An 18,824-nucleotide genomic window follows, 5' to 3' on the forward strand; every position below is an offset into this window, starting at 1 on the left:
CAATGACGGGCTTGATGCGGAAATTGGTGCTTACGGCGGCAGGCAACAAAGCGGTCAGCGGTTTTTTTCAGAAATACGGCATGCGAATCGGTGTTCAGCGCTTTGTGGCGGCCGAACAGCTGGAGCTGACTGTAGAGGCGGTAAAGCAGCTTAACCGGCAGGGACTGCTGGTCACCCTCGATTACTTGGGAGAAAGCGTAAGCAGCCGGGAAATGGCCGATGAGGCCGCGGACATGGTGCTTCGCACGATGGACGCGATACGGGACCACCGCTTAAACTCTAACGTCTCGGTGAAGCTGACACAGCTTGGCCTCCTCATTGATCCGGCGCTCTGTCTTGCGCAAATGAAAAAGCTGCTGGCTCACGCCAAATCGCTCGGCCAATTTGTGCGGATTGATATGGAGGATTCGCCGGTTACGGACATTACGATCAAGCTGTTTTTGGAGCTGTTCGAGCAGTATGGCGCCGATACCGTGGGACTGGTGCTTCAATCGTATTTGTATCGGACGGCGGCGGACCGAAAGCAGCTCGCGGCGCTTGGGGCGAATTTGCGAGTGGTGAAGGGCGCCTACAAGGAGCCTAAAGAAGTGGCGTTTCCTGCCAAAGCAGATGTCGACCGGAGCTATATTGAGCTGTGCGAGGCGCATATGGAGGACGGCTGCTATACCGCCGTTGCCACACATGACGAGCGGATTATCCAGCATATCATTCAATTTACCGAGAAGAAGAAGATTCCGAGGGATCGATTTGAATTCCAGATGCTTTATGGAATTTCGTCGAGTCTGCAGCTTAGGCTGGTAGAGCAAGGGTATCGCGTTCGGGTATATACTCCCTACGGGGAACAGTGGTACCCGTATTTCAGCCGGAGGATCGCCGAACGTCCCGCTAATCTTTGGTTTGTAATACGAGGCTTTTTCCGAAAATAATTGTATCTTGGGGGAGGGTGTCGGCATGAAGCAAATGACCATTTCCATGATCGGCGTTCCGATGGATCTCGGTGCGGACCGCCGCGGTGTCGATATGGGACCTAGCGCTCTGCGCTGCGCGCATTTGCAGCAGCGGATGGAGAAGCTTGGATACACCTTCCACGATAAAGGCAACCTCGTCGTGGAACGCCCGGGGGATTACGGTCCGGAGGGCGAGAAGCTAAAATACTTACCCGAGATCATCAAAGTAAGTACGGAGCTTTGCAGAAAAGTAGATGCGGAGATTAAGCAGGGCGCTTTCCCTCTCGTAGTTGGCGGCGATCACAGCATTTCCATCGGAACGTTAAAGGGGATCCTTCAGCACAAGAAAAGACTTGGGGTCATCTGGTTCGACGCGCATGCCGACGTGAATATTCCTGAAACATCCCCTAGCGGGAATATTCATGGGATGCCCCTTGCTGTGGCGATGGGATATGGTCACCCGGATCTGACAGGCATTGGCGGCCAAGAAGCGAAGCTGAATCCTACGGATGTCGTTATCGTCGGTGCAAGATCCGTGGATGAAGGTGAGCGAGATTTTATACGCAGTAAAGGGGTACACATCTACACCATGCACGATATTGATCGGATGGGGATGACAAAGGTGATGGAGGAGGCCATTGCGGCTGTATCCAAGCATACAGACGGGGTTCACCTCAGCCTGGACTTAGATGCCATTGACCCTTTGGATGCCCCGGGAGTAGGGACTCCTGTACCGGGCGGTGTGACCTACCGGGAAAGCCATCTTGCGATGGAAATGCTTGCTGATGCGGGGATTATCACAAGCGCCGAGCTGGTTGAGGTGAACCCGATTTTGGATACGATGAACCGTACAGCGGAGGTCGCCGTCGCGCTGGCCGGATCTTTATTTGGCGAAAAAATTATGTAGCTTATGTAAAACTACAAATATTTTGTTGCGTCCAAGCCCAAATCTGGGCTCTCCGCCATATGATACAGTAACTTCATTTGGAAAAACGGAGGGATGCGGCATGAAAACCATTCGATATGTTGCGCTCGGCGATTCGTTAACGTTTGGCTATGGAGTCAGTGGAGAAGCTTCCTTTCCTGAAGTGCTCCGCAAGCTCGCCGAGCATAGCTTGGACTGTCCAGTAGAGCTCCACAATGCAGGTATTGTCGGGGCAACCGCATCGGATACCGCACAGCTGCTTCATACCGACCCGGCGCTGCAGGCCAAGGTGAAGACGGCTGAGCTCATAACGATCACGGTCGGAGGCAATGATTTATTAAACGCAGCCAGAGTTTATTATACGAATGGGGATGCACAGCTGCTGACGCAGGCTTTGAAAACGTATTTGCATGCTGTTCGTGAGCTTCTTGGACGAATTTCGGAGGTGCAAGGGGGCTCTGAAGACTGTGCAATCCGTTTGCTGGGGCTGTATAATCCATTTCCGGAAATTGAGGAAGCGGATTATTGGGTGAGACGCTTAAATCGCCTGCTGACTCGTTTTCATAAACGAAATGTGTGTGTTATTCAGCTCTACGATGTGTTTGAGTCGAGAGAAGAAGGATTGATTTCGGACGACATGGTCCATCCGACAGCAGAAGGGTACGAGCAAATGGCGTTGAAAACAGCCGATGCGGGGTACTCGCCTTTAGACACGAAATTGTGCGGTATGTTGAACAAGGATTAGCTCATATTCATGTAACGGGTTCGTAAATGAACTTAATTCGAGTCGAGGAGGGAAAACCATGCGCATCCGCGAGTTTTTTATGGATGTGGAAATGAATGCAACCCAGTCGCTGAGCGAAGAGCTGGAGCAGGCGAAATCAAGAATTGCGGAGATCAGTCATACCTGCCCCGACGATGTGGTTGTGAAGCAAATTATCCCGTCGGGAGAACAGCGTTACACGGTGATGCTGATTGCTACGATCTGGGACCAGCAGCAGGGCGCGCTCGTATAAAACGGTCGAAAAATACTTGCTGTTCGACAAGAGGTTTAGACAAACATTTTATATCACTCCACTTATACTAGAATGAAAGATTACGATATTTCGTACCTGGGAGTGAGAAGAAATGTTGAGTTGCAGCGTTCAAAACTGCGGGGTTCACGTAAAGCATCAACTGGCGATTATGGATAACGGGCAGCACCGTTTTGTGCTTTGCGGCCAGCATCAGCTCATGTATGCGCTTGGAGAGCTGCCGATCGGCCTGCTTCGTGTGTATCCGTCTTTAATGGAATCGCATGATTGTGAAATCTGCTCTTCCCCAGCGGGATTGTACGCGGATGAGGTCGAAGTACATTTATGCGAGCGTCATATGCGAAAGCTGTTGACCCGCTCGCTTAATACGCTTGAATATCATATTTTGCGTTCGACTCACGGCGATTTCATGCTGATTCAGGACGATTTTTATGCCAAGGGAGGCTACGCGCTTCAGCCGATGGCCTCGCAGGTTGAAACGATGCTTCCGTGACGCTACAATGAGAAGAACTAAAACAGCGAAGGAGCATCGATCATGGCAAAATGGCGCGAAATCACGACCTTGGACGAATGGAAAGACGTCTATGCTACGTCGGAACAACGTCCGGTCGTCCTTTTTAAGCACAGCACCGCTTGTCCGGTAAGCGCAGCGGCGCTTGAGGAATTCGACGATTATTTAGGCGGGCAGCCTCGCGAGGATGTGGAATATGTGCTGGTGAAGGTGATTGAATCCAGACCGGTTTCCAACCAAATCGCAGAGGATCTTTCTTTAAAGCATGCATCACCGCAGATCATGAGAATTGAGAAAAAAGAGCAGACCTGGAACTCCTCGCATTGGTCGATTACAAAGAAGCATATGACGGCCGTACTGGATTAACGATATGAAAATCGGGATCGTAGCCGATACGCATATGCCTGCAAGGGCGAAGCGTCCCCCGTCTGCATTGATGAAAGGCCTCGAAGGGGTCGACCGCATTTTACACGCCGGGGACTGGACGGAGCTTGAAGTGCTTTATTGGCTGGAGGAGCTCGCTCCGGTCGATGGGGTAGCCGGAAATAACGATGGCGACGATATTGAACGCCAATTCGGACGGCAGAAAATTATCGAAGCGGGAGGGTACAGGTTCGGCCTTGTCCATGGCGACGGTTATCGTTCGACTCCGGAAAATGCGTGGGCGGCGTTTTTTGCGGCAAAGCCTGAAATCATTATATTCGGACACTCCCATGTTCCTTACAAAGAACAGCGTGGAGAAACGCTGCTGTTTAATCCGGGTTCACCTACGGACAAAAGGCGGCAGCCCCAGTTTTCGTACGGAATTATTGAGCTTGGCGAACAAGGGATTGACGCAAAGCATTATTATTACGACAGTAAGGAATAGCTGACCCGAAATAAAATCCGGAAAGCCTCGTGTGACCACACGCAGGCTTTTTTGCTATAATGGCAAAAAAGCGTATTTGCGAAAAGCTGAGGGGAATAGGACCAATGAGCCGTAATGAAAATGAGTATTTAAACCTGCTTCGATATGTGCTGGAAAATGGGAAGCGGAAGGAAGACCGGACAGGCACAGGCACGATTTCTACGTTCGGTTATCAGATGCGCTTCGATCTTTCTGAAGGATTTCCGCTTTTGACCACGAAGCGTGTTCCCTTTGGGCTTGTAAAAAGTGAACTGCTTTGGTTCATGAAGGGCGATACTAACATTCAATATTTATTGAAGCATAATAACAATATTTGGAATGAATGGGCGTTTAAGAAATGGGTGGAAAGTCCGGAGTATAGCGGGCCGGATATGACGAACTTCGGACTTCGTTCGCAGCAGGACGAGGCGTTTCGTCTCCAGTACGAGGAGCAGATGGAGGCGTTTAAAGCACGGATTGTAAGCGATGACAGCTTTGCCCGGCAATATGGGGAGCTTGGAAACATATACGGCAAGCAGTGGCGGGAGTGGCGCACATCGACCGGCGGCACGATCGATCAGCTGAAGGATGTGATTGAAGCGATCCGCAAGACGCCGGATTCACGGCGCCTAATCGTTTCAGCCTGGTCGCCGGAGGATGTCCCTTCCATGGCGCTGCCGCCTTGTCATACAATGTTTCAATTTTATGTAGCGGAAGGCAAGCTTTCCTGTCAGCTTTATCAGCGCAGCGGAGATATTTTTCTCGGCATTCCGTTTAACATTGCCAGCTATGCGCTGCTTACGCATATGATCGCCAAGGAATGCGGGCTTACGCCCGGTGAATTCGTTCATACACTTGGCGATGCGCATATTTATATCAACCATTTGGAGCAAATTAAGCTCCAGCTGTCACGAGAGCCGAGGGAGCTTCCTCGCCTGAAGCTAAATCCGGACATTTCCTCAGTATTTGACTATGAGGTGAAGGACGTACAGCTGGAAGGATATGAGCCGCATCCAGCTATTAAAGCCCCCGTGGCGGTGTAATAGGACCAAGCTTGTGCAGCCCGGTCATGTTGTTTCCCGAAACGAAGGCTTGGATAACGAGCAGTCCCCCGGAACCGGGATGGCAGGCTCGAATTCAGCTAATTTGAACAGTAAATAGCAGGTTTCGGGATAGTGATGCTCCAAAAACCGCAGCGTTGTGCGGTTGAGCAGCGTATCATTCCGGTAGGAAGAGACAACGCTTTTGACGAACCGGTAAAAATCGACGGTCGTTTTGCCCACATGAAGGGCAAACTGGCGCTGGGCCGGAAAGTTCGGCGGGGTAAAACGCAAATAGCCGCGCATTGCTTTATTTTTAACAATATAAGCTTGCAGCTCTTGGGCGAATCGTCCTGCCTGTTCGGAAAGCATGATTTCGACGGGGTCGAGAATGTTGCGCAGCAGTATGGCGTGACCGAGCTGATCCTCCAGCCATAAATCAAGCAGATCCGCCAGCGGAAGGGGAGGCGGAGTATCCCCGTTCACCCAGTATGCGAGCATGCGCACATATTCCTGATTCTCATTCAGTGTGCCGTTCAAATATGTAGGGGTCAGGTTTAAGTTGACTTCATTCGCGATCCGGAGCCGCTGCATTCTTCCTTCAAACTGGAAATAGCCGAAAGCAACGGGGTAGACATTTCGGGCAAATTGAACCCAGATCGGAGAGGCGGGCGCGTTACCCGCAGATGCAGCGCTCGGTACGTTGGACAGCAGCTCGGAAAAACGGTTAATATACACTTGCGTCTGCTCAATCCAATTGCTTTCTTCAGGCGCAAGATGGTCGCGGACAAAATACGCGTGGTCTTCCAGGACTTCCAGCCAAAAACGGTGTTCTTGCTCCAGAGTGAGCTGCATTTCCGTTACCGCCACTCGGATCCCTCCTAACAGGAATTCATTCACTATAAGACATATATGCAGTAATGTCCCACAACTTGATGATGAGGTGTATAAAAATATGGTTGAGCCGGGTTTCATTAATTTACTTTGGGCGATGGATGACCGGCGGGTGATCGGCTACCAGAACACGCTGCCTTGGAGGCTTCCTGCTGATTTAGCTTATGTGAAGCAGGTTACGATGGGACACCCGTTGGTGATGGGCAGACGTACCTATGAGTCGATCGGACGACCGCTGCCAGGACGGACGAATGTGATTGTGACGAGACAAAAGGACTATGCTCCAGAAGGCTGCGTGGTTGTTCATTCCTTCGAGGAGGTGCGGGAACGATTTGCCGGTCAGCCGGTCTTTATTTTTGGAGGCGCCGATTTGTTCCGCAGCTTCCTTCCGCTGGCCGATAAGCTTTACGTGACCCGAATTTCCGGCACATTCGAAGGGGATACCTTTTTCCCAGAGTACGATGAGTCGCAATGGGAGCTCGAATTCCGCCGGGAAGGGATGGTTGACGAGAAAAATCGTCACCCTCATGTGTTTGAAGTGTACCGGAGAAAGGAACAAGCCTGATGTCCGAAAAACCGTATGTTTTGTTTTTGTTATCCGATTCGCTCGGGGAGACTGCAGAGGCCGTTGCCAAAGCGACAATTCGGCAATTTAACGCGGAGCAGGTGAAAATCAGGAAGTTCGGACATATCCGTTATGAGGCCGAAATCCGTACGATTCTAGATGAGGCGGCTAGAACAGGGGGCTTTGTCGCGTATACGCTGGTCCAGCCTCATTTGCGCGAGGTGATGAGGGAAGAGGCGCTGCGCTTATCAATTCGCACTGTCGATATTATGGGGCCGATGATGCAGGCGTTTATCGATACCTATGATGATTCCCCGAAGCGCCAGCCGGGCTTGCTGCATAAGATGGACGAGGACTATTTCCGCCGGGTCGAGGCTATCGAATTCGCTGTGCGGGCCGACGATGGTCGAGATCCTTCATGCTTGCTGGAAGCGCAAATCGTGCTTGTCGGAGTGTCCCGAACCTCCAAAACGCCTCTCAGCGTCTTCTTGGCGCATAAGGGCTATAAGGTGGCGAATTTGCCGCTCATTCCGGAGGTTAAGCTTCCGAAGGAGCTGTTCCATATTGACAGCCGCAAAATAATCGGGCTGACGATGAACGAGGAGCAGATGCTGAAAATTCGCAATGAACGGCTGAAAACGCTGGGGCTTCCGGCAAACGCGCAGTATGCCACACGTGAACGGATTCGGGAGGAGCTCCAGTATGCCAGGAGCTTGGCGGAAAAGCTCGGCTGTACGCTGCTCGATGTAACCGATAATGCGATTGAAGAGACAGCCAATGTCATTTTGGAGCTGCTCCAGCAAGGATAAGCGGTTCGTAAAAAATGGATGTAAGTCAGGTGCGTTTTTGATACAATGTGAATAGGACTTACGACTTACGATGTAACGGGTGATCGATACCGAGTGAGAGCTAATAAGGGAATCGTTTGGCAATATATAGAGCATTTTATCGGCGCTGCTAAGGTGTTGCCGAAGACGAGCTGCTCCACCACACTCGGTGAGCTGCGCAATAGCCCGGAGCTTTGGACCTCGTGGGAGGCCTATCCGGGCCTGTTTTTTCTGTTAGGAAATAACCAGCTTCAGTATATCGGACGGGCATTCTCTTACGGGGGGCTCGGGACGCGGCTCCGTCCGCTCCACTTGATTCCGGTCTCACCGGAATGGGACCGGCTGGTGCAAAATCCATCCACAGAAATCGGCATTGTCGCGTTTCAGCAGGAGGATTGGCATTGGGTGCCGTCTTTGGAATTATTTTTGATCGCGCGATTAGGTCAGCCTTATTTTAACCGCTCAAAAACAAACAGCTCCCTATAAAGGGAGCTGTTCTGGAAAGCCTGTTGATGACTCAGCAGGCTTTTCTTCTCTTTGCAGTTGACTTTACTGCGTAGTTATTTTTGTGCAGGCTGCGCAATTTTTTCGGCGGTGCCAAGGATGAAGGCGTCGATGACATGCTTTACGCCATCGTCGTTGTTGGACAGGGTCACGTAATCCGCTGCCGCCTTCAGCGCAGGCACGGCGTTGCCCATGGCTACACCTAGTCCGGCGGTGGTAATCATCTCCATATCGTTCCAGCTGTCACCGAATGCGATTGTTTCCTCAATTTGGCAGCCGCAATGGGAGGCTAAAAACCGCAGCGCGTCACCTTTCGTCCCTTCTTTATGGACAAATTCTAGGAAGTTCGGCTTCGACTTCGTAATATGCACATCACCGCCAATCAGCTCCTTCAAAACGATGGCGTGACGATCAAGCACCTCAGGCTCATCGATAACAAGCATCTTTGTCATGGACTGGCGGACCAGCTGCTCAAAATCGGGATGCACGGTGTAGGGGATTTTGGAGAGGTCGGCGTAAGCTTTCGCTTTATCATTATCTTCTTGCACGTACAGGATATCGTCGTGATATAACTGCAAATGCAGTCCATGCTCTTTGCAGTATTCGTATAATTTTACCGCGCTTTCCGCGGGTACCGAACGCTCGTACAGCACGTTCTCGTCAAGCAGTGTTTTTACCAGGGAGCCTTGGTACGTAATAAGCGGTACATTTAATTGCAAACTGCCGGCAATTTGTTTGGCGGAAGCGTACATCCGGCCGGTGGCAAGTGTCACTACGACACCCTTGTCCATCGCCTGCTTCAGCGCCTCGCGTGTTCCCGCTGAGATTTGGCGGTCGTCGTTCAAAAGTGTATCGTCGATATCGATGAGTATCAGTTTGTACATAGTATCTCTCCCTTTATCTATTCTGGTTTAACCTTACGATGTTTCCAACGGAAACGCAACATGAAATCAGGAAGGATTGAGAAACATGGATGATGCGAAAATTGATGTGCGTTATATAGGGCGTTTTATCCGCAAATACCAGACAGACCTTGCCCATGTCAGGCATGTCGCTGCGCTTAGCGGGAAGCTGTTTCGAGAGCTGATAAGCGTTCATAAGCTTGACGCAAGCTGTTCGGAGCTGCTGGAAGTATCGGCGCTAATGCATGACGTCGGTCATTTTATAAGCGAGCGAAAGCATCATGAGCATGGGGAGTATTTGATTTTGAATGATCCGCTGCTGGACGGAATGGAGGAGGGGGCGCGCAGGACGGCGGCATGCCTTGCCCGAAATCACCGCAAACGGGGCGACGCCGGTTTGGAGCAGTGGACCGATTCAACGCAGCTTAACGCGGTCCGATCCTTGATTGCAATTCTGCGTATCGCAGATGTGCTGGATTACGAGCATCGCCAAGAGGCGAATATACGGGCAGAGGTTGTCATGCGCGGGGAGGAGAGAACGATTGCTCTCACGACGAAGGGGATGGATCTGCAGCGCTATGAGAAAAAGATTCGCAAGAAATCTCAGCCAGCCGCCGATCACTGGCAGCATGTCCTGCTCTTCCAAAGTGAAGGCTGCGTGTTTCGCATTGAGCCTAATAAAGAAACAGCCGGGTAGCTGCCCGGCTGTTACATTTAAAAGAGCTTCACTTGATTTCGTCCATTCTGCTTTGCTTGGTAGAGCGCCTTGTCCGCTTGCGCGATCAGCTCCTGCGGTTCACTGAAGCTATTAGGCACGACTCCTGCCGCCCCTACGCTGATCGTGACCACACCGCTTACATTCGAGCGAACATGGGGGATTGCTAAGTCCTCTACGGCTTTTCGCAGTCTTTCGGCTACAAAAGCGGCCCCGCTGCGGGGAGTGTCCGGCAAAATGATCACAAATTCTTCTCCGCCAAATCGCGATACAAAGTCGGTGTTCCGTTCCAAATGGTTAGTGAGTGTTTCCGCGACCAGTTTCAAGCACGCATCCCCGCCTTGATGCCCGTAATAATCGTTATAATCCTTGAAATAGTCAATGTCGAGCATGATCACGGACAGCGGTGCAGAATTTCTAGCGCTGCGCTTCCATTCCCGGTACATCGTTTCATCAAAATATCTCCGGTTGGGTATACCGGTCAGTCCATCCATATGGGAAAGCCGCTTCAGCATTTCGTTGGCTTCCTGCAGCTTCTGCTCCTGCTGCTTTCGTTCGGTGACGTCCCGTCCGATCCCAAGAAAGGCTTCTTGACCATTATAAGTAATGGGGGAAAGCGAAAACTCCATATTTATGAGAGAGCCGTCCTTTCTTACAATACGGGCCTCCGCCGGCTCTAAAGGTTTGTTTTTTTGTGCGGCATTTTTGATAAGGTTGATTGAGCTTTCGTGATCATCAGGATGAATGAGGTTATAAATATTTTGACCAAGCAGCTCTTCCGCGTGCTCCATGCGTAAATATTCCTTCACCTTATCGTTGGCAAATACGACAATGCCTTCACAATGAACAAATACTGGATCCGGACACAGCTCGATCAGCTTCCGGTATCTTTCCTCGCTTTCACGAAGCGCATAAAGCGCTCTGCGCTTCTCCGTTACGTCCCGGAACTGCCACATTGAGCCGAGATTTAGCTCATCCGATGCAATCGGCGAGCAGATCCGCTCTAGAATCGTCCCATCCTTTAAGAGCAGCTCATCCGGTATATTCGGCTTCAGCAAATGCTTAAACAAGCCTCCGGTTCCGGGGCGATCCTGCTCGGAAAGCTGCTGCACCTCGTCGATCGGGAGACCGATGAGGCTTTCACGTGGCAGCGTCAGCCGAAACAATTGAAGAAACTGATCATTCACGAATACGATAGTTCTATTTTCATCCTCTATCAATACAGCCGCAGGCAAATGCTCAACGACGGATTCGAGGCGGATGAGCTTTTTTTCTATATCGGATAATGAAGTGGAAGTGCCGTTACGGTCATTGTCTTGATTAAACGACATAATTCGATCTCCCTCGACTGAAATGCATAGTTCTATAATACCATTAACCTATGCTCCTTCCCATGAAAAGTTACTGAAAATCGCCTAAATAAATTCTTAAAGTTGCGTTAGGGAAAAAAAGTATTGAACAGGCAATAATATTGTGATAGGTTAATATTATAGGTAATGTGCAATAAGCACGGCCTATCTTTTTTGGGGAAAATGTTGCCCTGGGGAAAACCTATTGCTTGTACGAAACATTATATTATGGGTGGGGAAAAGGAGAGATTTTACAATGGGTAAAATGAAACGAGTCTTGATCACGATTTTTACACTCATCATCGCGATAGCTGCAGCAGGCTGCGCACAGCAGACACAGGCTCCAAATCAAGCATCGGAACAAAATCCAGCGGAATCCGGCAATACGAAGAAGCTGGCAATTACGACTACCATCGGTATGGTTACGGATATTGTAGAGCAGGTTGGGGGCGAGCATGTCGAGGTGACGGGCTTGATGAAGGCTGGCGTTGACCCTCATTTATATAAAGCTTCGCAAGGGGACATTAAAAAGCTCGATGAGGCCGATTTGATTTTTTATAACGGCTTGTTCTTGGAAGGAAAGATGCAGGAGATTTTAGAGAAAATCAGCAAGGAAAAGCCTGTTGTTGCTGTGTCTAAAGGGGTAGACAAAAGCGTACTGCTTGCCGGCGACGCTTCTCTGGGAGAAGAATTCGACCCGCACATCTGGTTTGACGTTACGCTTTGGATGAAGGCGGTCGAGGTCGTTCGCGATACCTTAGTCGAGCAGGATGCTGCGCGTGCCGATGACTATAAGAAAAATGCAGAAACATACTTAAAGAAATTGGAAGAGCTGCACACATACGCAAAAGAGCAGCTGGCTTCGATTCCAAAGTCGCAGCGCGTACTTGTTACAGCGCATGACGCGTTCGGATATTTTGGCCGTGCATACGAGGTCGATGTAAAAGGTCTTCAAGGTTTATCCACTGCATCTGAATATGGCTCGAAGGATGTTTCGGAGTTAAGGGATTTCCTTGTTGATAACAAAATTAAAGCGGTGTTTGTAGAGTCCAGCGTTCCGAAACGTTCGATTGAAGCCGTAGTTCAAGGAGCGAAGGAGAAGGGTCACGAGGTTTCGATCGGCGGAGAGCTGTTCTCCGACGCCATGGGAGAGCCGGGAACGGAAGAAGGAACCTATATCGGTATGGTCCGCCACAACGTAGACACGATTGTTAAGGCATTGAAATAGTTTATATTACTGCAGCTTACGAGATCGGAAAGGAAGTGCTGGCGATGAAAGCAACAGAAACACCGCTGTCTATTCGAGATTTGACGGTAGCATATCAGCGAAAGCCTGTTTTGGAAAACATCTCGTTTGATATACCCGAGGGAAAGCTCATTGGCATCGTAGGTCCGAATGGGGCAGGTAAATCAACGCTGATTAAGGCGGCCCTGGGTCTTATTCCGAAGGTAACCGGAGACGTCTCCGTATACGGGAAATCCTATAAGGAGCAGCGGGGCATCGTCGGTTACGTTCCTCAGCGTGAATCGGTGGATTGGGACTTTCCAACGAATGCGCTCGATGTCGTGATGATGGGGCGATATGGTCATCTAGGCTGGTTCAAGCGGCCAGGCGCAAAGGAACGAAAAATCGCACTGGATTGCTTGCGCAAAGTCGGTATGGAGGCATTCGCGGATCGGCAAATCAGCCAGCTTTCAGGCGGACAGCAGCAGCGGATCTTTTTAGCTAGAGCGCTTGCGCAGGATGCCAGCTTGTATTTTATGGATGAACCGTTCGTCGGTGTCGATGCGGCGACGGAGAAGGCCATTATTACGCTGCTGAATGAGCTGAAAACACAGGGGAAAACCGTGCTCGTCGTTCACCATGATTTAGCGACCGTCAAAGAATACTTTGATTGGGTGATGCTGCTGAACGTGCAGCTGGTCGATATCGGCCCAGCGGAAGAAGTGTTTCATAAACAAAATTTACAGCGTACGTATGGAGGCAAGCTGGCTTTTATCGGTGAAGATCAGGATGCGCCCCTTATTGTGACTTCGAGGTGATGACGAATGTTGAATTGGGTTGAATTGTTGACGGATCCGAATACGCAGTGGATATTGATGGGCAGTATGCTGCTGGGATTGTGCAGCGGGGTGCTTGGCAGCTTTGCTTATTTGCGCAAGCAGTCGCTCATGGGAGACGCGCTCTCCCATGCTGCACTGCCGGGCGTTTGTATTGCGTTTATGCTGACCGGAACGAAATCGATTATTTTCTTTATGATCGGAGCGGTTGCAGCTGGGCTGCTCGCTACCTTCGGTATCGGTTACGTTACGAGGAATTCACGGATTAAACAGGATGCCGCGCTCGGTATCGTATTGTCCGTATTTTTCGGCTTTGGAATCGTGCTGCTGACGCAAATTCAGCACAGCGCAAGCGGAAACCAAGCCGGGCTGGATAAGTTTTTGTTCGGTCAGGCGGCCTCGATGATTGCCTCTGACGTATATACGATGATGGTTGTCTGCATCGTGCTTGTAGGGGTTTGCGCTCTCTTGTTTAAGGAATTTAAGCTGATGAGCTTTGATCCCGGCTTTGCCCGCGGCCTCGGCTTCCCTGTGGCGTTTCTGGATCAGCTCATGATGCTGTTTATCGTGATCGCCGTTGTTGTCGGCATTCAGGCGGTGGGGGTTGTGCTTATGGCGGCGTTATTAATTACGCCGGCCGTAGCGGCGCGCTACTGGACGGAGCGGCTTGGCGTCATGGTCGTCTTATCGGGCATTTTCGGTGCTTTAAGCGGGATTGTCGGCACTTTGCTCAGTACGCTTGCCAACAATTTGCCGACCGGTCCACTCAGTGTCTTAGCAGCGACCGTGTTCTTTACGGTATCCGTGCTGTTTGCTCCTCAGCGGGGCATTGTGGCGAGAGCGATCCGTCGTTCAAGGACGAATAAGCTGATCATAGAAGAGCAGCGGCAGCAGCGTGTTCGTGTGGCGAAGGAGGTGCATCACGGATGAACGATTTCTGGATTTTGCTTACGGGAATCCTGGTTGCCTCCGCGTGCAGCCTCGTCGGCGTATTTTTAGTGCTTCGCAAGATGTCCATGATCGGGGATGCAATTTCCCATAGCGTGCTGCCGGGTATCGTGGTCGCGTTTTTGCTCAGCGGTTCGCGTGATTCTCTGTTTATGATGCTTGGGGCCGCAGTAGTCGGTCTACTGACCGTTTTCCTGATTCAAATGTTTACGAACGGCGGGGTGCAGGCTGATGCTTCGATTGGAGTTGTGTTTACAGCACTGTTCTCCGTTGGTGTCGTCTTGGTAAGCATTTATACGAGACAAATCGATTTGGATTTGGACTGTGTGCTGTACGGTGAAATTGCATACGTCCCATGGAATACACTAGAGCTGTTCGGCCATGAGCTGGGTCCGAAGGCCGTGTGGGCTTCAGGTGGAGCCCTATTGCTGAGTGCAATCGTCATTGGTTTGTTCTATAAGCAATTCAAAATCGGTTCTTTTGATCCGGCGATGGCGGCCGCCCTTGGAATTCCGGTTGTGCTGTTCCATTATATCTTGATGACGCTCGTTTCCATTACGACTGTTGCTTCATTCGAAAGTGTCGGCGCCGTGCTCGTTGTCGGTATGCTTATTGTACCGGCTGCTACAGCGTACCTGTTGACGGAGAAGCTTGGCTGGATGATCGTATGGAGCATTAGCGTAGGTGCGCTCAGTGCAGTGCTCGGCTATTACATGTCGTACCTGCTGGATGCGTCGATTGCCGGATGTATGATTACTGTGGCCGGCATTCTATTTATCCTTGCTTTGCTTTTCTCCCCGAGTCACGGTGTTGTGTGGAAGCGACTTCGTCTTCGTGCACTTGCGTTGAAGCAGCAGAGCCTGTAAGGGAATGATTTTAGGTAAAGATTTAGGCTGTCCTGTCGGGCAGCCTATTGTTTTTCTAGAGATCATGTTACAATAGAAAGCAATGGTAAAAAATCACCGTCGGGACAAGCCAAGGAGGATAAAGGGAATGAGCATTCCAAATGCAAAAATTGTTGATTGCACGATAAGAGACGGAGGCCTGGTGAATAACTGGGATTTTAGCGTCGAATTTGTTCAAGATATGTACCGCGCGCTCAGCTTAGCGGGCGTTGAATATATGGAGATCGGATATAAAAACTCGCCAAAGCTGCTAAAAGGTGCCGACGCAGGACCGTGGAGGTTTTTGGACGAAGGCTTCCTGCGTGAAGTCATTTCAAAAAAATCGGATACCAAGCTTTCTGCCCTGGTGGACATCGGCCGCGTTGACGAGAATGATATTTTACCGCGCGAGCAAAGCGCACTCGATTTGATTCGTGTTGCCTGCTACATCCAAGACGTTGACAAGGCGGTCGACTTGATTAACAAGTTTCATCGGATGGGCTACGAGACAACGATTAATATTATGGCGCTTTCCCATGTGATGGAGAACGATCTTGTAGAAGCGTTCGAGGAAATTAAGAAAAGTCCGGTTGACGTAGTTTATGTCGTCGATTCGTACGGTAACTTCGACCACAAGGACACCAATTACCTCGTGTCGAAGTTCCAATCGATGCTGCCGGAAAAAACACTCGGCATCCACGCGCATAACAATATGCAGCTTGCATTCTCCAATACGCTTCTCGCACACGAGAAAGGCGTTAGCTTCCTGGACTCCAGCGTTTATGGAATGGGCCGTGCTGCCGGTAACTGCAACACGGAGCTTCTCGTTGGATACCTGAAGAACCCGAGATACGAGCTTCGCCCTGTGCTTGAATTCATTGAAAAGCATATGCTTGCCACGAGAGAGAAGTGGGAGTGGGGATATATCATTCCTTACATGGTGACAGGACTTTTGAATGAGCATCCTCGTGTAGCGATGGCTGCCCGCGCAAGCGCGGATAAGGACAAGTTTGCGGAGTTCTACGACAAGCTGACTTCTCCGGAAGTAAACCCTGCGCAAAGCATCGAGTAGTTGAAACGGAAGATACATATATGCCGGTTACAATGGCTGAAACGTTGAGCTCACGCTGCTTGTAAGCAGCTATACGCCGGTTTACTATGGAATGTCTAGAAGAACAAGACACTATACAAACGGGAATCCGTTTGGTATAGTGTCTTTTTTATCGGCGATTTGCAGTGCGGAATCTGCTAAAATAAATAAATCAGGGCCACAAAGCTCGCAATCTATAATCCGTTACTATTCTTTGAGGAGCGATACGGTTTGAAAACTCTTATTATTGCGGAAAAACCGGACATGGGGCGAAATATCGCCGCCGCAATAGAACCGAAGGCGAAAAACAACCGTTCCTATATTGAAGGGGAGCAGTATATTATTACTTGGGCAATCGGTCATTTGATCGGTTTAGCCGAGCCCGATTCCTACGATGCTAAATATAAGAAATGGAATATTAATGATCTCCCGATTATCCCGGACGTCTTTCAGCTTGTGCCGAATCCAAAAACGAAGGATCAGCTCAAGGTGATCGCCGACCTCGCCAAACGCTGCGGCATGCTGGTAAATGCATGCGACGCCGGGCGCGAGGGACAGCATATTTTCTCGCTCATTCAGCGTCACTTGAAGCTAAAGCAACCGGTGAAACGGCTGTGGATTTCCGATTTGACCCCGGAAACGATTAAGAAGGGGTTTGCCGAGCTGAAGGACGGCGCGGAATACGAAAATTTGACGAAAGCGGCCAGAGCACGAAGTGAGGCGGACTGGCTGATTGGCATGAACGGCTCCAGAGCTTTCACAACCAAGCATCAGGTGCTGCTGTCGGTCGGCAGGGTGCAAACTCCGGTTCTTGCTTTGCTGTATGATCGGCAAAAAGAAATCGATGCGTTCAGCTCCAGTAAATTTTACGATGTGGAGGCATTTTTCCGGCAGAAGGATACGGAATATAAAGGGATGTGGCAGGGGGAGAAGCTCTCGGATCCGGCGAAAGCGGAGGCGCTGGCTGCGAATGTCAAAGGGAAGCAGGGCGAAGTAGCAAGCTATGAGGTAAAAGAGACAAAGGAATACCCGTTTAAGCTGTACGATCTTACGCTGCTGCAGCGGGAGGCGAATGCCAAATACGGCTTCTCTGCCAAAAAGACGCTCGACGTCGCGCAGGCGCTCTACGAGAAGCATAAGGTGATCAGCTATCCGAGAACGACCTCGAACTACGTAACGGAGCAAAATATTCCGGAAATGCATAAAGCGCTGGATCAGCTGCGCGGAACCTCCTACCGGCCATTCGTGGAGCAGGCAGAAAAGCGATTCGTGCACAAAAATAATAAAGCCGTGTGCAACCCCTCTAAAGTCGAGGATCACCATGCGATATTGCCGACTCATCGCATCGCGAAGGGATTATCTGCTGATGAGGAGAAAATTTACGATTTAATCGTGAGACGGTTTTTATCGCATTTTTATGCGGCTGCAGAGTACAAGGTTCATACGGTAATGACGGAAGTCGAACGGGAGACGTTTAAAACGACGGTCAAGGAGCTGCTTTCGCTAGGCTGGAAGGTCATCTATGCCGACCAGAAGAAGGAAAAGAGCAGCAGCAAATCCCGAAGCAAGAGCGATAAGGAAGACGATGACGAGCAGAAGTCTGCCGAGGAGGAAGTGACGACCCCATTTCATTTGGAGTCTGCGCTTGGTGTGCTCTGCTTCGAAAGTACAGCAAAAGAGAAGGAAACGCAGCCTCCGAAGCCCTACACGGAGGGGACGCTGCTTAAAGCGATGGAGAGCGCGGGCAAGCAGATCGAGGATGAGGAGCTTCGCGACGCGATGAAGGATTCCGGCTTAGGCACCCCGGCTACACGGGCGGCTATTATTGAGCGGCTTAAGCAGGTTGGTTATATGCAGATGCAGGGCAAGAGGCTGATGATTACGCAGAAAGGCCGCAAGGCCATTGAGGTCATTCGCGGTGCCGGGATCAATCTGCTCGCTTCGCCGGAAATGACCGGGCAATGGGAGCGGCGGCTGAACGAGATTGCCAAGGGGATTGCCTCCGATCAAACCTTTATGGAAAACGTGAAAAAGTTTGCCGCGATGATTGTTGGTAAGGTCAAGGTTCAGCCTCGGGTGTCCAAGGAAGACTTCGAGGGCGAAGAACCGGCAGCCAAGCCTGCGGCGAAGAAACGTGCTGCGGGGAAGAACGGCGCTTCTGCTGCAGGGAAGGCCGCGTCCGCCACTATGGCTGCGGCGGGGAGCGACGATGCTGCCGCAGCTCCCAAAAAGCGGACAAGCCGTCGGCAAGCCGTCGATAACGCCAATGCCGAAACTGCTGCAGCTCTAGCCGAGCCTCCAGCAGCAGGGGCGGCGCCGCAACGCTCGTCTGCTGCCGCTGCCGCAGCGAGAACGGCGGTCAGCCTAAAGGCCGCGGCTGACGGTGCCGCACGAGGGCATAGCTCACGCGCAGCAGCAGCTCCTGAGGAAACGGTCCGCCAATTCGCAGGATTGGCGCCTTGTCCGTCACCTGGCTGCGGAGGCAAAATCATTATGGGGCGCCGCGGATACGGCTGCTCCCATTATAAAGAAGGCTGCCGCTTTGTCATTTGGAAAGAACAGTTCGGCACCACGTTGGATGAAAACGATATTATCCGCTTGATTGAAGTTGGCATCACAGAAGAGAAGCTGTTACAGGATGAGGCAGGAAATACCGCATCAGGAAGGCTTCTATTACAAAAGAATGGAATGGGCACCCTGCAGGCTGTAAGATCGGCAACATAATTGTAATGACGTCGAATC

21 protein-coding genes are annotated in these 18,824 nt (G+C 50.8%); 18 read left to right on the forward strand and 3 right to left on the reverse strand.

Annotated elements, in window-relative coordinates; genetic code table 11:
- Positions 1–2 precede the first annotated feature (2 nt).
- From GQS10_RS10465 to GQS10_RS10500, 8 genes are all read left to right on the forward strand, one after another.
- Entirely contained in the window at positions 3–926 is a 924-nt protein-coding gene (locus tag GQS10_RS10465; RefSeq protein ID WP_166241864.1) for a proline dehydrogenase family protein, read from the forward strand.
- 25 nt (positions 927–951) lie between these two features.
- Positions 952–1,854 (forward strand): arginase, encoded by a 903-nt coding sequence (gene rocF, locus GQS10_RS10470; protein ID WP_166241775.1) that lies wholly within the window; start codon positions 952–954, stop codon positions 1,852–1,854.
- A gap of 100 nt (positions 1,855–1,954) precedes the next feature.
- Complete coding sequence (locus GQS10_RS10475) at positions 1,955–2,617, forward strand: GDSL-type esterase/lipase family protein (protein ID WP_166241777.1); 663 nt, start codon at positions 1,955–1,957, stop codon at positions 2,615–2,617.
- 58 nt (positions 2,618–2,675) lie between these two features.
- On the forward strand, positions 2,676–2,888 hold the full coding sequence (locus tag GQS10_RS10480; RefSeq protein WP_166241779.1) for a hypothetical protein: 213 nt from the start codon (positions 2,676–2,678) through the stop codon (positions 2,886–2,888).
- Between the two features lie 112 nt (positions 2,889–3,000).
- On the forward strand, positions 3,001–3,399 hold the full coding sequence (locus GQS10_RS10485) for a hypothetical protein (protein ID WP_166241781.1): 399 nt from the start codon (positions 3,001–3,003) through the stop codon (positions 3,397–3,399).
- 42 nt (positions 3,400–3,441) lie between these two features.
- Entirely contained in the window at positions 3,442–3,783 is a 342-nt protein-coding gene (gene ytxJ / locus GQS10_RS10490; protein WP_166241783.1) for a bacillithiol system redox-active protein YtxJ, read from the forward strand.
- A 4-nt stretch (positions 3,784–3,787) separates the two neighbouring features.
- Positions 3,788–4,285 (forward strand): metallophosphoesterase family protein, encoded by a 498-nt coding sequence (locus tag GQS10_RS10495; RefSeq protein WP_166241785.1) that lies wholly within the window; start codon positions 3,788–3,790, stop codon positions 4,283–4,285.
- A gap of 104 nt (positions 4,286–4,389) precedes the next feature.
- Positions 4,390–5,346: a thymidylate synthase gene (locus tag GQS10_RS10500; RefSeq protein ID WP_166241787.1), complete on the forward strand. Its 957-nt coding sequence runs from the start codon at positions 4,390–4,392 to the stop codon at positions 5,344–5,346.
- Between the two features lie 24 nt (positions 5,347–5,370).
- Here GQS10_RS10500 and GQS10_RS10505 read toward each other — a convergent pair whose 3' ends face one another.
- On the reverse strand, positions 5,371–6,213 hold the full coding sequence (locus GQS10_RS10505; protein WP_341805041.1) for a DUF2935 domain-containing protein: 843 nt from the start codon (positions 6,211–6,213) through the stop codon (positions 5,371–5,373).
- Positions 6,214–6,298: 85 nt separating this feature from the next.
- Between GQS10_RS10505 and GQS10_RS10510 the strand changes: the two genes are divergently transcribed.
- The 3 genes from GQS10_RS10510 to GQS10_RS10520 all read left to right on the forward strand — a co-directional run bounded on the left by GQS10_RS10510 (position 6,299) and on the right by GQS10_RS10520 (position 8,115).
- Positions 6,299–6,802 carry a dihydrofolate reductase gene (locus GQS10_RS10510; protein ID WP_166241789.1) on the forward strand — a complete coding sequence of 168 codons (504 nt, stop codon included), beginning with the start codon at positions 6,299–6,301 and terminating at the stop codon, positions 6,800–6,802.
- Positions 6,802–7,611, forward strand: coding sequence for a pyruvate, water dikinase regulatory protein (locus GQS10_RS10515; RefSeq protein WP_166241791.1), 810 nt, complete (start codon positions 6,802–6,804; stop codon positions 7,609–7,611). Before GQS10_RS10510 ends, GQS10_RS10515 begins: the two co-directional genes overlap by 1 nt.
- Before the next feature lie 93 nt (positions 7,612–7,704).
- On the forward strand, positions 7,705–8,115 hold the full coding sequence (locus GQS10_RS10520; RefSeq protein WP_166241793.1) for a hypothetical protein: 411 nt from the start codon (positions 7,705–7,707) through the stop codon (positions 8,113–8,115).
- A gap of 74 nt (positions 8,116–8,189) precedes the next feature.
- Here the strand turns inward: GQS10_RS10520 and GQS10_RS10525 are convergent, their stop codons facing one another.
- The gene (locus GQS10_RS10525) at positions 8,190–9,017 is read right to left on the reverse strand and encodes a Cof-type HAD-IIB family hydrolase (RefSeq protein WP_166241795.1); all 828 of its coding nucleotides are present in this window, start codon (positions 9,015–9,017) and stop codon (positions 8,190–8,192) included.
- Between the two features lie 85 nt (positions 9,018–9,102).
- Between GQS10_RS10525 and GQS10_RS10530 the strand changes: the two genes are divergently transcribed.
- Positions 9,103–9,732, forward strand: coding sequence for an HD domain-containing protein (locus tag GQS10_RS10530; protein ID WP_166241797.1), 630 nt, complete (start codon positions 9,103–9,105; stop codon positions 9,730–9,732).
- A 17-nt stretch (positions 9,733–9,749) separates the two neighbouring features.
- Here GQS10_RS10530 and GQS10_RS10535 read toward each other — a convergent pair whose 3' ends face one another.
- Positions 9,750–11,081 carry a sensor domain-containing diguanylate cyclase gene (locus GQS10_RS10535; RefSeq protein WP_166241799.1) on the reverse strand — a complete coding sequence of 444 codons (1,332 nt, stop codon included), beginning with the start codon at positions 11,079–11,081 and terminating at the stop codon, positions 9,750–9,752.
- Positions 11,082–11,355: 274 nt separating this feature from the next.
- Here GQS10_RS10535 and GQS10_RS10540 point away from each other — a divergent pair, with 274 nt between their 5' ends.
- From GQS10_RS10540 to GQS10_RS10565, 6 genes are all read left to right on the forward strand, one after another.
- Complete coding sequence (locus tag GQS10_RS10540; protein WP_166241801.1) at positions 11,356–12,327, forward strand: metal ABC transporter solute-binding protein, Zn/Mn family; 972 nt, start codon at positions 11,356–11,358, stop codon at positions 12,325–12,327.
- Positions 12,328–12,371: 44 nt separating this feature from the next.
- Positions 12,372–13,142, forward strand: coding sequence for a metal ABC transporter ATP-binding protein (locus tag GQS10_RS10545; RefSeq protein ID WP_166241803.1), 771 nt, complete (start codon positions 12,372–12,374; stop codon positions 13,140–13,142).
- 6 nt (positions 13,143–13,148) lie between these two features.
- The gene (locus GQS10_RS10550; protein WP_166241805.1) at positions 13,149–14,090 is read left to right on the forward strand and encodes a metal ABC transporter permease; all 942 of its coding nucleotides are present in this window, start codon (positions 13,149–13,151) and stop codon (positions 14,088–14,090) included.
- Positions 14,087–14,974: a metal ABC transporter permease gene (locus GQS10_RS10555; RefSeq protein WP_166241806.1), complete on the forward strand. Its 888-nt coding sequence runs from the start codon at positions 14,087–14,089 to the stop codon at positions 14,972–14,974. The genes GQS10_RS10550 and GQS10_RS10555 overlap by 4 nt, the downstream gene beginning before the upstream one ends.
- A gap of 127 nt (positions 14,975–15,101) precedes the next feature.
- The gene (locus GQS10_RS10560; RefSeq protein WP_166241808.1) at positions 15,102–16,064 is read left to right on the forward strand and encodes an aldolase catalytic domain-containing protein; all 963 of its coding nucleotides are present in this window, start codon (positions 15,102–15,104) and stop codon (positions 16,062–16,064) included.
- A gap of 249 nt (positions 16,065–16,313) precedes the next feature.
- Positions 16,314–18,806, forward strand: a complete 2,493-nt coding sequence (locus tag GQS10_RS10565; protein WP_166241810.1) for a DNA topoisomerase 3 — start codon at positions 16,314–16,316, stop codon at positions 18,804–18,806.
- Positions 18,807–18,824: the final 18 nt, after the last annotated feature.

Origin of the sequence: Paenibacillus turpanensis, assembly GCF_011421635.1 — a bacterium.
Taxonomy (GTDB): Bacteria; Bacillota; Bacilli; order Paenibacillales; family YIM-B00363; genus Paenibacillus_AK; species Paenibacillus_AK turpanensis.

Coding starts and splice junctions, on each gene's coding strand:
- GQS10_RS10515 (WP_166241791.1), top strand. CDS start 6,802: ATGTCCGAAAAACCGTATGTTTTGTTTTTGTTATCCGATTCGCTCGGG.
- GQS10_RS10525 (WP_166241795.1), bottom strand. CDS start 9,017: ATGTACAAACTGATACTCATCGATATCGACGATACACTTTTGAACGAC.
- GQS10_RS10465 (WP_166241864.1), top strand. CDS start 3: ATGACGGGCTTGATGCGGAAATTGGTGCTTACGGCGGCAGGCAACAAA.
- GQS10_RS10560 (WP_166241808.1), top strand. CDS start 15,102: ATGAGCATTCCAAATGCAAAAATTGTTGATTGCACGATAAGAGACGGA.
- GQS10_RS10530 (WP_166241797.1), top strand. CDS start 9,103: ATGGATGATGCGAAAATTGATGTGCGTTATATAGGGCGTTTTATCCGC.
- GQS10_RS10545 (WP_166241803.1), top strand. CDS start 12,372: ATGAAAGCAACAGAAACACCGCTGTCTATTCGAGATTTGACGGTAGCA.
- GQS10_RS10510 (WP_166241789.1), top strand. CDS start 6,299: ATGGTTGAGCCGGGTTTCATTAATTTACTTTGGGCGATGGATGACCGG.
- GQS10_RS10555 (WP_166241806.1), top strand. CDS start 14,087: ATGAACGATTTCTGGATTTTGCTTACGGGAATCCTGGTTGCCTCCGCG.
- GQS10_RS10540 (WP_166241801.1), top strand. CDS start 11,356: ATGGGTAAAATGAAACGAGTCTTGATCACGATTTTTACACTCATCATC.
- rocF (WP_166241775.1), top strand. CDS start 952: ATGAAGCAAATGACCATTTCCATGATCGGCGTTCCGATGGATCTCGGT.
- GQS10_RS10495 (WP_166241785.1), top strand. CDS start 3,788: ATGAAAATCGGGATCGTAGCCGATACGCATATGCCTGCAAGGGCGAAG.
- GQS10_RS10480 (WP_166241779.1), top strand. CDS start 2,676: ATGCGCATCCGCGAGTTTTTTATGGATGTGGAAATGAATGCAACCCAG.
- ytxJ (WP_166241783.1), top strand. CDS start 3,442: ATGGCAAAATGGCGCGAAATCACGACCTTGGACGAATGGAAAGACGTC.
- GQS10_RS10535 (WP_166241799.1), bottom strand. CDS start 11,081: ATGTCGTTTAATCAAGACAATGACCGTAACGGCACTTCCACTTCATTA.
- GQS10_RS10485 (WP_166241781.1), top strand. CDS start 3,001: ATGTTGAGTTGCAGCGTTCAAAACTGCGGGGTTCACGTAAAGCATCAA.
- GQS10_RS10550 (WP_166241805.1), top strand. CDS start 13,149: ATGTTGAATTGGGTTGAATTGTTGACGGATCCGAATACGCAGTGGATA.
- GQS10_RS10500 (WP_166241787.1), top strand. CDS start 4,390: ATGAGCCGTAATGAAAATGAGTATTTAAACCTGCTTCGATATGTGCTG.
- GQS10_RS10475 (WP_166241777.1), top strand. CDS start 1,955: ATGAAAACCATTCGATATGTTGCGCTCGGCGATTCGTTAACGTTTGGC.